Consider the following 15,571-nt stretch of genomic DNA (forward strand, 5'->3'; position numbering starts at 1 on the left):
AGAACCAGGCAACCCGGCACTGACCCCGACCGCCCACCCCGGAACCAGACCAACCCCGGAACCAGACCAACCCCGGAACCAGACCAACCCCGGAACCAGACCAACCCCGGAACCAGACCAACCCCGGAACCAGACCAACCCCGGAACCAGACCAACCCCGGAACCAGACCAACCCCCCGTCCACCGGCGCGAGCACCCCCACTCAGACCAACCTCAAATAAACCAGCTCACGCTTAAGATACGCATAAAAAATGGGCGCAGCAATCACCCCTGGCAGTCCAAAAGCGGCTTCCATCGCGAGCATGGCCAGCAGCAATTCCCAGGCACGCGCCTCGATCTGCCCACCAATAATCCGCGCATTCAAAAAGTACTCGAGCTTGTGAATGACGATCAGGAAAACCAGCGACGCCACAGCCGTCCCAAACGACACCGACAATGAAATCCCCACAATAATCGCGTTAGAGACCAAATTGCCGATCACCGGCAACAACCCGACGATAAACGTCACCAACACCAGCGTCTTCGACAACGGCAGCCGCTCGTGAAACACCGGCAACGCAACCAGCAAATACAACGCCGTGAACGTCGCGTTGATCGCGGAAATCTTGACCTGCGCGAAAACGATCCGCCGAAACGCCTCTGAGAAACGCGTCACGCGCGTCACGAGCGCAGTAGAAAGCGGCAGGCGATGCGTCGTCCGCGGCACACCTACCGCGATAATCGCACCCACGATCATGCCGATCAGCACATGCCCGAAACCGCGCGCCGCGTCTTTCCCGCCCTGCTGCAACATGGCGGCGTGCGTTTGCATCAACTCGGTCGCCTTGTCCTTCATCTGCTCTGCATCGACAGGAAGGTAGTTCGCTATCCAGTCGGGCACCTGCAGACGCGCATGCGACGTGAGTTTCATCAACTGATCGAGAAGCTTCTGCACGCTAGGAACATCGCGCTGAAAATGATCGATGAGCAAGATCGTGGCGCCCGCCAGCCCCCCCACGATCACCACCGCCACGATCACGACCGCGACCCAGCGCGCACGTCCGCTCGTCATGGTCTTTTCGATCAGGGGCGCGATGGCGTGCACAAGCTGATATACCAGCATCCCCGCCAGCAGCGCGCCGAGCAACTGCAAATGCAGCACGAGGAACAAACCGGCGAACGCGGCGATATAGCTGCCAATCTCCACCGCCGACAACGTCGGCATGCTCATATCGCTCGTCAGCCGGACGGGCCGGACAGCGGGCCTGTTTTCGGCCGCTTCGTTGCGCTTTGCCATGAATCCTTCAGTCTCCTGCCGCTAACGGGTTACGGACTGCCGCGGCCCGAACGGCGCGCGGCTCATAGTGGCGATGCGGGCGAATCCCTCATGCAGCCGATCTCGGCCTTTGCAGCAAAGGCGCAAGATACCGGCCGGTAAAACTGGCCTTCGACTGTGCGACGTGCTCCGGCGTCCCCTGCGCGATGATCTGGCCACCGCCGGCGCCGCCTTCCGGACCGAGGTCGATGACCCAGTCCGCAGTTTTTATTACATCGAGATTATGCTCGATGATTACGACAGTATTACCTTGATCGCGCAGCCGATGAATCACTTCGAGCAAAAGTGCAATGTCGTGGAAGTGCAGGCCGGTGGTCGGTTCGTCGAGAATATACAGAGTCCGACCCGTATCGCGTTTGCTCAGTTCCAACGAAAGCTTGACGCGCTGCGCTTCGCCGCCCGACAGCGTGGTCGCCGACTGACCGAGCCGGATATACCCAAGACCCACATCGAGCAAGGTTTTCAGCTTGCGCGCGACAATGGGCACGGGCTTGAAGAACTCGTGCGCGGCCTCCACAGTGAGGTCGAGCACCTCGTGGATGTTCTTGCCCTTGTACTGGACATCAAGCGTTTCGCGGTTATAGCGCTTGCCGTGACAGACGTCGCACGGCACGTAGACGTCGGGCAAAAAGTGCATCTCGACCTTGAGCACGCCGTCGCCCTGACACGCTTCGCAGCGCCCGCCCTTCACATTGAACGAGAAGCGGCCGGGATCGTAGCCCCGTTCCTTCGACGCCGGCACGCCCGCGAACAACTCGCGGATCGGCGTGAAGAGACCGGTGTAGGTCGCGGGATTCGAGCGCGGCGTGCGGCCGATCGGCGATTGATCGACGTTGATCACCTTGTCGAAGTGTTCCAGCCCTTCAATGGCCTCGTAAGGCGCGGGTTCGGCGGACGAACCGTATAGATGCTGGGACACGGCGTGGTACAGCGTGTCATTGATGAGCGTGGACTTGCCCGAGCCGGACACGCCCGTCACACAGGTCAGCAACCCGACCGGCAGATCGAGCGACACGTGCTTCAGATTGTTGCCGTAGGCCTCGATGATCCGCAACCGCCGTTCGTCCGGCGCCGTGCGGTCGGTCGAATAGCTGATGCTTCGTTTGCCCGACAAATACTGTCCGGTCATCGAATTCGGGTCGTTCTCGACGTGCTTCGCCGTGCCTTGCGAGACAATCTCGCCGCCGTGCACGCCCGCTCCCGGCCCCATGTCGACCACGTAGTCGGCCATGCGGATCATGTCTTCGTCGTGTTCGACCACGATTACCGAATTGCCGATGTCGCGTAAGTGCTTGAGCGTGGCGATGAGCCGGTCGTTGTCGCGCTGATGCAAGCCGATGGACGGTTCGTCGAGCACGTACATCACGCCCGTCAAGCCGGAACCAATCTGCGATGCCAGCCGGATGCGCTGCGCCTCGCCGCCGGAGAGCGTTTCGGCGCTGCGCTCCAGCGACAAATAATCCAGCCCGACGTTGTTCAGGAACGTGAGCCTGGCGACGATTTCCTTGATGACCCGATCGGCGATCTCGCCCTTCGCGCCTTCCAGGTGCAGAGTCTGAAAGTAACCCAGCGTCTCGCGCAGCGGCCAGCCGCTCACTTCGTAAATGGCTCGCGCATTTTCGCCCGTGCCGAGCTTGACGTTGCGCGCCTCGGTCCGCAGCCGCGTGCCTTCGCACGCCGGGCACGCCTGGTTATTCTGATACTTCGCCAGTTCCTCGCGGACCGCCGCCGAATCCGTTTCCTTGTAGCGGCGTTCCAGACTCGGGATGATCCCTTCAAACGCGTGCTCGCGGACCGTCGTCCGGCCGCGCTCGTTGATATACGAGAACGGAATGACCTCTTTGCCGGAACCGAACAGCAGGATCTTGCGGACGTTTTCGGGCAGATCCTCGAACGCCGCGTCTATATCGAATTCGAAAAACGACGCCAGGCTTTGCAGCATCTGGAAATAGAACTGGTTGCGCCGGTCCCATCCTTTCACTGCACCCGCCGCGAGCGACAGCGACGGATGAGCGACCACGCGCTTCGGGTCGAAGAACGTGATCTGGCCAAGGCCGTCGCATTCAGGGCACGCGCCCATGGGATTGTTGAACGAGAACAGGCGCGGCTCGAGTTCCTGCAGCGAGTACGAACAGATCGGACAAGCGAACTTCGAGCTGTACAGATGCTCTTTCTCGGAATCCATTTCGAGCGCGATTGCGCGGCCATCGGCGAGACGCAGCGCTGTTTCGAAGGATTCCGCGAGCCGCTGCTTCATGTCCGGCCGCACTTTCAACCGGTCGATAACAACATCGATCGTGTGTTTGTCGTTCTTCTTCAGCTTCGGCAGCGACTCGATCTCATAGATTTTCGCCACGCCTTCGTTCGCTGTTCCCCCACCCGAACGCACGCGAAACCGGATGAAACCCTGCGCCTGCATGGCCTCGAACAATTCGAGATGCTCACCCTTGCGATCCGCCACCACGGGCGCGAGGATCATCAGCTTCGTTTCCTCGGGCATGGCGAGCGCGGCGTCGACCATTTGCGACACGCTTTGCGCTTCGAGCGGAATGTGGTGGTCCGGGCAGTGCGGCGTACCGACGCGGGCAAACAGCAAGCGCAGGTAGTCGTGAATTTCGGTGACGGTGCCGACGGTGGAGCGCGGATTATGCGAAGTCGCTTTCTGCTCGATCGAAATGGCCGGCGACAATCCTTCGATCAGGTCGACGTCCGGTTTCTCCATCAACTGCAGGAATTGACGCGCGTAGGCGGACAAACTTTCGACGTAGCGGCGCTGGCCTTCGGCGTAGAGCGTGTCGAACGCGAGCGACGATTTCCCCGAACCCGACAAGCCCGTAATCACGATCAGCTTGTGACGCGGCAAGTCGAGATTGATGTTCTTAAGATTGTGGGTGCGAGCCCCACGAATACGAATTTCTTCCATGAACCGGGCGGAAAGTAAGGGGGCTAAACCTGCTACTATAACGACTTTTCGAGGGCGCGTTGCCCGCGCTCATCGGCGTCAATCAAGCGTGCGGCGGGGTTACGAAGGGTGTTGGCGGATTACTGATGGTCCACTGACGGTCCATTTAAGCGGTGCTCGGGCAATACGCGCGAGTTTTGCGTGCCGCCCTGGCGCAGGTTTGGAGCAGGTCCAGACGCTTGAGCTACCCGTCTCATATAGTGCCGTTCCGGGCAACCACAAGGCGGCCGTGCTTGAGTTCCGCGTCCGCGCGCACGGCCAGACGCGTTTCCACATTACCTCTTCCCGATGTCCAATCCGTCTGCTACGTCCACACGTTTGAGCGCGCCCGAGTTGCGTGCGACCGTGTCGCTTGCCGCTATCTTCGCGCTGCGCATGCTCGGTCTCTTCATGATCATGCCGGTGTTTTCCATCTATGCGAAAACCCTTCCCGGCGGCGACAACGTGCTGTTGGTCGGCATCGCGCTCGGTGCTTACGGGGTCACGCAGTCGCTGTTGTACATCTTTTACGGCTGGGTCTCCGACAAACTCGGGCGCAAGCCGGTGATCGCGTTCGGGCTGATCGTGTTCGCCATCGGCAGCTTCGTGGCGGCGGTCGGCCATTCCATGACGTGGATTATCGTCGGCCGCGTGATCCAGGGCATGGGAGCGGTATCGTCGGCGGTGATTGCGTTTATCGCGGATCTGACCTCAGAAGAAAACCGCACGAAAGCCATGGCCATGGTCGGCGCGAGCATCGGTGTCTCGTTCGCGGTGGCCATCGTCGGCGCGCCGATCGTGTTCGAATGGGTCGGCATGAGCGGACTGTTCACGCTGATCGGATTTTTATCGATACTCGCGGTCGGCGTCGTGATCTGGGTTGTCCCGGACGCGCCCAAGCCGCCCGTGCACGTGAAGGCGCCGTTCGCCGAAGTGCTGCACAACGTGGAATTGCTGCGACTGAACTTCGGCGTGCTCGTGTTGCACGCCACGCAAACCGCACTGTTTCTCGTTGTGCCACGCATTCTGGAGGCGGGCGGTTTGCCGGTCGCAGCCCATTGGAAAGTCTACTTACCCGTGATGGGACTGGCGTTCGTCATGATGGTCCCGGCCATTATTGCCGCGGAAAAACGTGGAAAAATGAAGGCCGTGATGGTCAGCGCCATAGGTCTTATCCTGATTGGCCAGTTGTTACTCGGCGCCGCTCCGCATACCCTGTGGTCAGTGGCAGCGGTTTTGTTCGTGTACTTCCTGGGCTTCAATGTGCTGGAAGCGTCGCAGCCGTCACTCGTCTCCAAACTCGCGCCTGGCACGAGAAAGGGCGCGGCGGCAGGCGTCTACAACACAACGCAGTCGATCGGCCTCGCCATAGGCGGGGTGATCGGCGGCTGGCTGCTGAAAGTGGACGGGCAGAGCGCTGTATTTTTCGCGTGCTCAGGGTTGGTTTTTGCATGGCTGATCGTGGCGGCGAACATGAAACCGCCACCGCAGAAAGTCCGGCGCACGGTTTGAGCAATGTTAGTTTCTAGTCGGGCGTGTTTCGCCGTGTTGGCGAAATTCTGCCGCAGCGTGGTGCATGAGGTTTGCGGGTTTTGCAGGTCTTGCTGAACAGGTCGACTGCCACCGCGTGTCGCGTTGCGAGCGCACCGCATCAGGTCAAATTGAATTGAATTGAATCAACAGGAGAAATCATGGCATCCGTCAACAAAGTCATTCTCGTCGGCAATCTGGGAGCCGATCCGGAAACCCGCTATCTGCCGAGCGGCGACGCCGTGGCCAACATCCGTCTTGCCACCACCGATCGCTTCAAGGACAAGACGTCCGGCGAGATGAAGGAGCTGACGGAATGGCACCGCGTGTCGTTTTTCGGGCGGCTAGCCGAGATCGTGAACGAATATCTGAAGAAGGGCTCGTCGGTGTATATCGAGGGCCGGATCCGTACGCGTAAGTACACCGATCAGGCCGGCGTGGAAAAGTACGCGACCGAGATTGTCGCGGAACAAATGCAGATGCTGGGTGGACGCAGCGGCGCGGGCGGCGGTGGCGGTGGTGATGAAGGCTACAGCCGTGCGCCTGCCGAGCGTAGCGGCGGCGGCGGTGCTAGCCGGGGCGGTGCAGCGGCGGCCGGACGTCCGGCAGGCGGCGGCAGCGCCGGCGGCGCGAGTCGGCCGAGCGCGCCGGCGGGTGGTGGTTTCGACGAAATGGACGACGATATTCCGTTTTAAAGTCGACCAAAGCAGTTTTCGCTGCGTTTGACTAAAAAGCCCGCCTCGTGCGGGCTTTTTGCGTTGTGCGTACGTCGAGGCGACGATCAACCGGTCGCTGGCGTTCACCGCCTTGTCGGGGCTCGGTACGGCTCGACCGGTGGTATCGAGAAGATAAGCGTTGTGATCGCGCCACGTGCCACCGGGCCAGCACGCGACCACCGAAAAATATGAAGACCAAGAAAAAATGTCCGATATGAAACGCAGGACGTCGCCGCGCTCACTTCGCCGGCTCCAGCGCACGATGTCAGGATGAAGGGGTTTCCAGCGTATTCATCACCGGGATAAAAGGCGCGTGGACAGATGACCGTGCCATGAGTGATCAATCTCGACAACGCCCAATTTTTGTCCGCCACTCTGTTGGCGGGTACATATAGCCGTCCTCCGTGCGCATCGTCGGATTGCGTATTTCGCAACGAATTAGAGCATCGTTTCTAGATCGAGAGGATTAGGACAATTCGTATGGAATCGTCGGGCACTTAAAAACTACTCTGATCCTCGTTGAACCGCGCGATACAGCATGCCGGCCACAAGTCGCCCATAGCAGGCACAAGCCAGGCAAACGAGCGCGCCGATCCGCGTGCAATAAGACAACTCTTGGAAGTGACGCACTGTGTAGCAGGAACATTGAGAGTGTTCCTATATGGAGCGGCTTATCGCCGTGTTCTTATGTGCAACGGCGCATTACCAAATTGATTGTTGCCACTCGGCGCGGATTCAACCCGAAGTGCATACAAAAAAAACTGAGAGGCAGCATTGAAACTGCGAATCGTTCTGGCAGACGATCATCCGTTCGTTTTGCTCGGCATTCGAGCGACGTTCAGCATGGATGAAAATCTGGAAGTCGTGGCCGAGGCTGCAAGCGCTGCAGAGCTGCTGAGGCTGCTGGTGTACACACCATGCGACGTGCTGGTGACCGACTTCGCGATGCCCGAGCAAGGCTCACAGGCGGAAGACGGCCTGCGTCTCATCAAGCGCTTGCGGCGAGACTGGCCGGCCATCAGCATTGTCGTGCTAACCAGCATGAGCAACGTCGCAATCCTCCGTTCAATCCTGGCCGCTGGCGCAATGAGCTTGCTCAACAAGGTCGAGTCCATGGACGAGCTTGCGGCAGCGGTCAAGTTTGCAGGCGTTGGACGCCGTTACCTGAGCACGTCGATCGTCTCGGCGCTGGCGGTGGCCGGAGCAGAAACCGACGCACTAGGAGAGGGCCCGCGCCTTTCGCCGCGAGAGATCGAAGTCGTGCGGATGTTCGCGAGCGGTTTGTCGATCACCGAGATCGCGCGTTTCATGAAGCGCGATGTCCGCACGATCAGCCGTCAGAAACGCGACGCCATGGGCAAGCTCGGGGTCCAGAACGATCCGGGATTATTCGCGTTTGCACGTGCGCACGGAATGACGTGATGTTGCAGATTGCGAAAGGCTTTCGGAGGCATCTTATGTCGATGACGGCGCGAATCAACGATCCTTCAGCGGGCCGTGCAACCACCGGTAAATTGAAACCCGCCGCGAGCGGACGCATCACCTGGGCGAATTTCAGGTTAGAAGAGGTTAGTAAATGATTGCGTTCACTCAACGAATCAAATTGGCGGTAGCGGACGATCATCCATTAGTTGTTCTTGCCATCGAGCGCCTGATCGCTAATGTGCAGAATATTGAAATTGTGTCTCGGGCGCAGGATTCAACCGGGCTGGTGGAAGCACTCGAGAAGCAGGAATGCGACGTCGTCATCATGGATTTTTACATGCCGGGCGGCGAGCATGGTGATGGTATCGATCTGATCAAATACATCGTCGAACATCATCCGAAAGCGGCAATCGTCGTTTTATCCATGACAACGGATGCGGACCTGATCTCGCGCGCCCTTGATGCGGGCGCCAACGCGGTAGTCAGCAAGCAGGACCGGCTAGAGCTTATCTATGTGGCTATCGTGACGGTGCTCGCGCACGAGGATTATCTTGGACCGTCAGTGCGCGCACTGCTCGCGGACGCGAGTTCGGCAAACCGGGTGGACATCATTCGACAGAAACTCACGCGCCGCGAACTGGACGTCATTGCTCGCTATGCGCGCGGTGGCAACGTCACCGAAATTGCGCGCGAACTCGGTCGCAGCGTCAAGACAATCAGCGCGCAAAAATGCGCCGCCATGCGCAAGCTCGAGTTGTTGACGGATGCCGAGCTTTACCGGTTTGCATTCGACAGTGGCCTGGTCCAGGCACAACGGCTGGGAGTTTAGCCAACGGCATTAAAAGCCGTCGCAATACAAGCACGACTTGTATACATCAGGTCCAGGAGACACGTGGGCCATCACGTACCAGGCGTATAAAACAAAAATGGATTCGAAAATCCGGATTATCGTGGCAGACGATCATGCGGTCGTGCGAGAGGGGATCCGCATCTGGCTTGAGCGGGATCCGCGAGTAAAGGTAGTGGCTACGGCTGCAGATACCGAATCGCTCGCAGACCGGATAGACAGCTTTCCGTGCGAGGTCGTGATATCCGACATTGGCATGCGGGGTATCAACGGCGAAAACAATGCCATAGCGTATCTACGACGTTTCCTGAGGCAAGCACGGCGGCCGCGAGTGATCATTGTGACCATGATCGCTCAGCCCCAAATGCTGACAGGGTTGCTGGAACTGGGCGTGGACGGCCTGGTCGACAAGCGCGATTGCATGGAGGCGCTGAACCAGGCGGTTATCGAGGTGGTCGATGGCGGACGTTTCGTCTCGAAGCACGCGGGGGCGCTCCTGGGCAACGAACTCGTCAATGTCACCGGCCGCGCCGGCGTACTAAGCGCCCGCGAATGGGAAGTTTTCCAGTTGTACGCGAGCGGCTTGTCGCTGATCAGCATTGCGCAACGCCTGGAGCGCAGCGTGAAAACCATTGGCACGCAAAGGCGCAGCGCCATGCGTAAGCTTGGGCTGAGAAGCGAGACTGAATTGATCGACTACTTGAGGCAAATTGGCCTCGCATAACGTCGAAACCACGTTCAAACCACGTTGAAATTCCCTTTCCAACCGACACCACCGGAATCGCATAGGCAACAAACGGACACGCATTGTTTCTCAGAAATGTTTAGGAATGCTCTGATTAAATAGGTTCGCCTTTCGCTCCAGACTTGAACGCTTTACTTCGCCAACGCGCGTGACCCAGCCAATTTTTTCTGTGCGGTCGGACGTGTGTCGGCCGAGGGCGAATTTCAGACGGGGTGACGGGATGTTCAAGAAACTGATAGGCGAGTGCGTGGGAAGCTTTTCGCTTGTCTTCTTCGGCTGCGGCAGCATCGCACTGGCGAGTGGTAATTTTCGCCCCGACATCGGACTCGTCTGCCAGGCGGTGGTCTTCGGCCTTGCGGCAACCACGCTGGTCTACGTTCTACGTCCCGTTTGCGCCGCTCATTTCAATCCCGCGGTTACCGTCGGGTTTGCCGTCGCCAACCGCTTTCCCGTGCGGGACCTGATCCCGGCTATCACTGCTCAGGTCGGGGGAGCGACCGCCGGCGCGTGGCTCCTATATGTCGTTGCGAGCGCACGCCCGGGTGTCTCGCCCCATCTCATCGCATTCGGCGCCAATGGTTACGGGGCTCATTCGCCGGCCGGATATCAGTTGCACGCGGCGCTGATCGTCGAGGCGCTGACGACCTTCGTCTTTGTCCTCGTGAATCTCTGTGTCGAGTCTGACCGGCAAGCGCGTTTGAGCGGCGCCGTGCTGATCGGGCTGTCGCTGGCGTTGTGTTCGCTGCTCGCCATTCCGGTGACAAATGCGTCTTTGAACCCGGCTCGTTCCACTGGCGTCGCGCTCGTGGTGGCTGGCTGGCCGCTGGATCAGCTCTGGATGTTTTGGGCGGCGCCCCTTGCGGGCGGCGTGCTGGCAGGCCTCGTCCATCCCATGCTCCAGCGCGGCGCTTCGAGTAACGGCGAGCCGCTGACACACGTCGGCCGTATCGACGGCGCGCTCGGTATCGACGGCGCGCTCGATAAGCAGCTGTCGTAACGAGCGCGAACATCATGTCCTCTCCCTCCATCCTCCGTCTGGTTCGCCTGATGACGCTGTTGGTGCTCGTGTGGGCAGCATCGTGCGTTTCAGCCGGACCCTTGCGTGTTCAACCCGCGAAGCAAACTACGCAAGACAATTCGACGCTGACCCGCGACGAATCCCAGGCTCGCCGCTCAGAACCCATTCCCGGAAGCACCGGTACCGAACAGCCGCAGACGCTGAGCCTAAGCGCCGACGAACGCGCCTATTTGCACTCGCTGCCGCCTCTTACGCTCGGCGTCGACGCCAGTTGGGCGCCGTTCACCTATGTGGATTCCAGCGGCGAGTCGAGAGGCATCGCAATGGCATACGCAAGCTATTTGTCGAAGGCGCTGGATATCGATCTCGAGCGGCGTGTGTATCAGGACTGGGGCGATGTGTTGAACGCCTTCGCTCGCGGGCAGATCGACATGGTAGCGACTACCGAGCGCGAGACGCCGCGTCTTGCCGGCGGAATCCCGACCGGCTCTCTGGTGGACTATCCGCTCGTCATGGTCGGGCGGCTGGGCGAACCGGTGATGAAGGGTATAGAGCAGGCGTCATCGCGGCGGATCGTCGTGACGGCGCGGCTGGCGGCTAGCGGGCGGCTTGGCAATTTGCCGTCGGGCGCCGCGCTTATCATCGCGCCCAACCTGAATGCCGCGCTCGACCGCGTGGTCCGGGGCAAGGCGGATCTGTTCGTCGGCGATCTCGTTACTGTCGATATCGCCCTCGCCGCGCGTTATGAGGACGAGTTGAAGATCGTCGGGCCGGCCGGCAATTTCGAGCATATGAGCTTCGCGCTGCGTCCGGAATTCGGCCGTCTCGTGCCACTGATCGACCGTGCGTTGAGCGCCATGTCGGACGCCGACAAACAGAGCATCCTCGCCGTCCGTCGGGCAGCGCTCGACCCGCCGGCAAGCGGCTGGAGTGTCAATGCCATGCGGCTGCTACCGGCGCTGATTGCTATTGCCGTGGTGCTGGCGGTCACGTTGAGGGCGTTCGTCCTCCTCCAGCGCGAAATGGCACGGCGCGTGGAAACGGAGCAGCGTCTCGCTACGCAACTCAGTTTCCAGCAGACCATGATGGAGGTCGTGCCGTATCCGCTGGTCGCGAAGGATCGGGAGAATCGCTACATCGCGGTGAATCGCGCGTTCGAAAAGACGCTCGGGCTGAAGCGCGAGGACATTATCGGACGCACGACGCTCGAGGTTCAGTCGTGGGGGGTTGATAACAGCCAGCGCCTGCATGATCTCGTGGGCATGAGTATCGAGCACGGGCGGCGCGAGCAGATCGAAATCACGTTTCACAATCGCGACGGCGCGCTGCGTCACGGGCTCTTCTGGACCGGCGCATTCGCGGCGGCGAATGGGGCAATGGCGGGTGTCGTCGGCACGATGATCGACATCACGGACATTCGCGACGCGGAAATGCGCGCGCGCGAAAACGAACGCCGCCTGCACGACGTCACACGCTCCCTGCCGGCCATCGTGTTTCAGTTGCGGCGCACGAAGGATGGGGCGTACAGCTTCCCGTACATCGGCGGCGATACGCGTCATTTATTCGGCACTGATCTCGCGGCGCTCGGCAGCGACCAGGTGGCGGGTCTATCACTGATTCACGCCGACGACAAGCGCGGTCTGGGCGAGGCGATCGAACGTTCGGCGCTCACGCTGGATCCGGTTCACATGGAGTTTCGCTCGATCGTCGACGAAGGCCGCCACTGGATTCGCGCGCATCTCGTGGCGCACCGCGAGGCGGACGGATCGGTGGTCTGGAATGGCTATTGGGTCGACGCCAGTGTCGAGCGCGCGCGGGCCGACGAACTCGCCGCGGCGCGCGATGCGGCGGAAGCGGCCTCCCGCGCCAAGGATGATTTTCTCGCGATGATGAGCCACGAAATCCGTACCCCCATGAACGGGGTGCTCGGACTGGTGGAGGTCTTCGAGAACACGCCGCTCAATCCCGATCAATCGCAGATGCTCGGCATGATCCAGGACTCGGCGAGCGCGTTGCTGCAGATTCTCGACGACCTGCTCGACTATTCGAAGATCGAGGCGGGGCGTCTCACCATTGAATCCATGCCGATCGACCTGCGTGAACTGGTCGATAACGCCATCGGTTTGCTCGCGGGGCGCGCACACGAAAAAGGATTGCGCGTGCGGGTGGATGTATCGCCGGATATTGCCGCGAGTTTGCGCGGTGACAGCGTTCGGCTGCGGCAGGTTCTTTTCAATCTGATAAGCAATGCTATCAAGTTCACGATGAAAGGCGAGGTCGCGCTGACGGTGAATCTGGTCGACAGCGAGCACGGCGTGCAGACAGTCGAATTGAACGTGGAAGACACAGGGATCGGGATTGCGGCTGAGGCCCAGGCGAGTCTGTTCGAGCCGTTCGTGCAGGCGGAATCGTCCACTACACGCCGCTTCGGTGGCACGGGCCTCGGGTTGACGATCTGTCGCAAGCTGGTCGAACTGATGGGCGGAACGCTGGAGCTGCAAAGTCAGGTAGGCGTGGGCACGCGAATGATCGTGCGGCTCGACATGCCGGTCGAAACGGCCAACTATCAGATCGATGGCTTGCGGGGCAAGAGCGGGATTATCGCTATCGACGATCAGCGGGTGGCGCGTGCGCTTGTTGACTATGGTCAGGCGCTCGGCCTCAAGCTGGCAATCCGGTCCAGCGACGACGCCGCGCTGCGTGATCCGCATACCTTCGACGGCATCGATCTCGTGTTTCTCAGCGACACCCATCCGCAAGCGCTGCCACTGAAAACGCGCGTGATTCACGTCACGGAAAAACCGAAACCCACGGGTTATCGCATTCTGGACAACGACATTCGCGTAAGCGTCAATCCAATCTCCTGGCGCGGTTTGGGCGCTGCATGCGTGGCCGCGTTGACAGGGTTGCCGCAACTTGTCTCGCGTGCAACGCGCGGTATCGATACAAACAACGAGCCGCCCGATCGCGAGCGCGCAATCCGCATGGGGCGGCTTGTGCTCGTCGCGGAAGATCATCCCGTGAATCAGGAACTGATCCGCCATCAACTGGCGCTGCTGGGCTTTGCGTGCGACGTGGTGCAGGACGGCGTGGAGGCGCTCGCGGCGCTCAAGCAGACGCACTACGGCTTCCTCATCACCGATTGCCACATGCCGAACATGACCGGCTATGAACTGGCGCGGCGCGTGCGCGCGAGCGAACTGGGGTTGTCGAAGAGATTGCCGATCCTGGGCATTACCGCGAGCACGGCGCCCGAGGAGTTGTCCATGTGCCGCGACGCCGGCATGGACGACTGCTTCATCAAGCCCACGCGGCTCGTCACGTTGCGCGACCATTTGAATCGATGGCGTGTCATGGACAGCGCATCGGCGGCGCCGGAACCGGTTGTTGTCGAGGAGCAGGATGTTGATACCTTCGACGCAGAAACCGATGAGATCGATCTGGACTACATGACGCAACTCTGGGGCAGCGGGACCACGGTCAAGGCGTTGCTCGACGCATTCGTGTCGTCATTCCGTGATGATCTCGACACGCTCAGAACCTTGCTCAATGGCGGCAGCGTGGCGCAGTTGCGCGAGTGGCATCACCGGGTGATCGGAGCGGCCAGTATTTTGCACTACCGGCCGTTGCAGATTGCCCTCGACAGGTTCCGACGTGATCTCGTCGACAAACCGGACGGCCTTCGCCGCCAGGATGGCGCAGCGCTGATCGTGCGCTGCGAGGTTCTACTCGAGCGGATTGAAGCGCAACGCGCGGAGATGGCGTGATGTTTGCGGATTGGGGCGTTAGTCTGGTGCTGCAGCACCGGTCTTCTTGCCGGCGGCTAAACGCATGGTGATCGAGCGCTGAAGTTTCAACCAGGCGCTGCAAACAAAACGGGCCAATTTCAACGCAGATTGGAATCGGCCCGTTTGTTCGTCATGCCTGCGTTTTCAAGCCCGTTAAAACAAGGCGTTCATCGCCGTGTCTTTCCTGAAATGTGCGAGCGCGAAATCAACAAACGAACGCGTTTTTGCGGACACGTGACGGCGTCCTGGATACACCAGCGAGACTTCCTTGTCCGCGTTACTTACCGCGTAGTCAGTGAGCAACCGCACGAGCGTGCCCTGTTCAAGATCGTCTGCGACATGGCTTTCCGGCAGTGCCGTGACGCCCATGCCGGACAGCGCGGCTTGTCGAAGCATTTGCGAATTGTTGACCGTGTAATCCGGATCGATGACGATATCCTCGTCCTCACCGGTCGCGCCCGTGAACGACCACGTGGACCCGTGTATGTCCGCTGACGGCGACAGGAACGCGTGAGCGGCCAGATCAGCGGGCCGCAGCGGTACGCCGTGTTTCGCGAGGTAATCCGGTGCGGCCACGATGACCGGCGTCACCTTGAACAAGGGCCGATTGATCAACGTGCCGCTGTTCACCATGCGCGGCACGACAATACCAACGTCGAAACCCTCATCCACCAGATCCACTGGCCGATGCAGCAGCGTGAGACGCAGTTTCACGTTGGGAAACGCGTCGCGATACTCACACAGCAGCGGCGTGAGTCCGAACAGTGAGAACGACGCCGATGCCACGAGCTTCAGCGTGCCCGAAGGATCGAACGATGTTTGCGAGACCGTCGATTCAATCGACTCGACCTGTTCTATCACCGCCCGGCAGCCTTCGGCGTACGACGCGCCGGCTTCGGTGAGCGACACGCTTCGCGTCGTGCGGTTGAGCAGTCGCGTATTGAGGTGCGCCTCGAGCAACGCGACGTAACGCGTGATGACAGCGTTCGATAAATCGAGCGCAGCCGCAGCCCGGCCGAATGACCCGGTTTCAGCGACTTTCACGAAGACGCGCATGGCTTGAAGATGATTCATTGACCAACCGATGAACAAAGAGTCGCCCCGTGTATGTCACGCCTCGGGGCCGAAAAAAGACACGAGTGAGGGCGCTCTTTCTCAAGCCTCACTCGCGTGCGCGATGCTAATGCGGTGGGATTGTCGGTGAAATAGGAATAAGACGAAAGCCGATGAAAGCGCGTTTGTGTCG

General features: G+C 60.2%; 10 protein-coding genes. 7 read left to right on the forward strand and 3 right to left on the reverse strand.

Features of this window, described 5'->3' with window-relative positions:
* Window positions 1-202: 202 nt before the first annotated feature.
* Both HB376_RS21910 and uvrA read right to left on the reverse strand, forming a co-directional pair.
* Complete coding sequence (locus HB376_RS21910) at window positions 203-1,276, reverse strand: AI-2E family transporter (RefSeq protein ID WP_213765774.1); 1,074 nt, start codon at window positions 1,274-1,276, stop codon at window positions 203-205.
* Window positions 1,277-1,364: 88 nt separating this feature from the next.
* Complete coding sequence (gene uvrA / locus HB376_RS21915) at window positions 1,365-4,238, reverse strand: excinuclease ABC subunit UvrA (protein WP_213765775.1); 2,874 nt, start codon at window positions 4,236-4,238, stop codon at window positions 1,365-1,367.
* Window positions 4,239-4,565: 327 nt separating this feature from the next.
* Here uvrA and HB376_RS21920 point away from each other — a divergent pair, with 327 nt between their 5' ends.
* The 7 genes from HB376_RS21920 to HB376_RS21950 all read left to right on the forward strand — a co-directional run bounded on the left by HB376_RS21920 (window position 4,566) and on the right by HB376_RS21950 (window position 14,304).
* Window positions 4,566-5,768, forward strand: coding sequence for an MFS transporter (locus tag HB376_RS21920; RefSeq protein ID WP_213765776.1), 1,203 nt, complete (start codon window positions 4,566-4,568; stop codon window positions 5,766-5,768).
* 179 nt (window positions 5,769-5,947) lie between these two features.
* Window positions 5,948-6,481, forward strand: coding sequence for a single-stranded DNA-binding protein (locus HB376_RS21925; protein ID WP_213765777.1), 534 nt, complete (start codon window positions 5,948-5,950; stop codon window positions 6,479-6,481).
* A gap of 795 nt (window positions 6,482-7,276) precedes the next feature.
* Window positions 7,277-7,924, forward strand: coding sequence for a response regulator transcription factor (locus HB376_RS21930; protein WP_213765778.1), 648 nt, complete (start codon window positions 7,277-7,279; stop codon window positions 7,922-7,924).
* Window positions 7,925-8,078: 154 nt separating this feature from the next.
* Window positions 8,079-8,756 (forward strand): response regulator transcription factor, encoded by a 678-nt coding sequence (locus tag HB376_RS21935; RefSeq protein WP_213765779.1) that lies wholly within the window; start codon window positions 8,079-8,081, stop codon window positions 8,754-8,756.
* A gap of 97 nt (window positions 8,757-8,853) precedes the next feature.
* Window positions 8,854-9,498: a response regulator transcription factor gene (locus tag HB376_RS21940; protein ID WP_213765780.1), complete on the forward strand. Its 645-nt coding sequence runs from the start codon at window positions 8,854-8,856 to the stop codon at window positions 9,496-9,498.
* A 241-nt stretch (window positions 9,499-9,739) separates the two neighbouring features.
* Window positions 9,740-10,516, forward strand: a complete 777-nt coding sequence (locus HB376_RS21945) for an aquaporin (protein WP_213765781.1) — start codon at window positions 9,740-9,742, stop codon at window positions 10,514-10,516.
* A 14-nt stretch (window positions 10,517-10,530) separates the two neighbouring features.
* Window positions 10,531-14,304, forward strand: a complete 3,774-nt coding sequence (locus tag HB376_RS21950) for an ATP-binding protein (RefSeq protein WP_255631495.1) — start codon at window positions 10,531-10,533, stop codon at window positions 14,302-14,304.
* 174 nt (window positions 14,305-14,478) lie between these two features.
* Here HB376_RS21950 and HB376_RS21955 read toward each other — a convergent pair whose 3' ends face one another.
* Window positions 14,479-15,399 (reverse strand): LysR family transcriptional regulator, encoded by a 921-nt coding sequence (locus HB376_RS21955; RefSeq protein WP_213765782.1) that lies wholly within the window; start codon window positions 15,397-15,399, stop codon window positions 14,479-14,481.
* Window positions 15,400-15,571 lie beyond the last annotated feature (172 nt).

The sequence above is a fragment of the Caballeronia sp. dw_19 genome, from assembly GCF_018449515.1.
Taxonomy (GTDB): domain Bacteria; phylum Pseudomonadota; class Gammaproteobacteria; order Burkholderiales; family Burkholderiaceae; genus Caballeronia.

What these genes read in the sequence shown, in the direction of transcription:
- HB376_RS21910 (WP_213765774.1), bottom strand. Translation starts at nt 1,276, where the DNA reads ATGGCAAAGCGCAACGAAGCGGCCGAAAACAGGCCCGCTGTCCGGCCC.
- uvrA (WP_213765775.1), bottom strand. Translation starts at nt 4,238, where the DNA reads ATGGAAGAAATTCGTATTCGTGGGGCTCGCACCCACAATCTTAAGAAC.
- HB376_RS21920 (WP_213765776.1), top strand. Translation starts at nt 4,566, where the DNA reads ATGTCCAATCCGTCTGCTACGTCCACACGTTTGAGCGCGCCCGAGTTG.
- HB376_RS21925 (WP_213765777.1), top strand. Translation starts at nt 5,948, where the DNA reads ATGGCATCCGTCAACAAAGTCATTCTCGTCGGCAATCTGGGAGCCGAT.
- HB376_RS21935 (WP_213765779.1), top strand. Translation starts at nt 8,079, where the DNA reads ATGATTGCGTTCACTCAACGAATCAAATTGGCGGTAGCGGACGATCAT.
- HB376_RS21940 (WP_213765780.1), top strand. Translation starts at nt 8,854, where the DNA reads ATGGATTCGAAAATCCGGATTATCGTGGCAGACGATCATGCGGTCGTG.
- HB376_RS21945 (WP_213765781.1), top strand. Translation starts at nt 9,740, where the DNA reads ATGTTCAAGAAACTGATAGGCGAGTGCGTGGGAAGCTTTTCGCTTGTC.
- HB376_RS21950 (WP_255631495.1), top strand. Translation starts at nt 10,531, where the DNA reads ATGTCCTCTCCCTCCATCCTCCGTCTGGTTCGCCTGATGACGCTGTTG.
- HB376_RS21955 (WP_213765782.1), bottom strand. Translation starts at nt 15,399, where the DNA reads ATGAATCATCTTCAAGCCATGCGCGTCTTCGTGAAAGTCGCTGAAACC.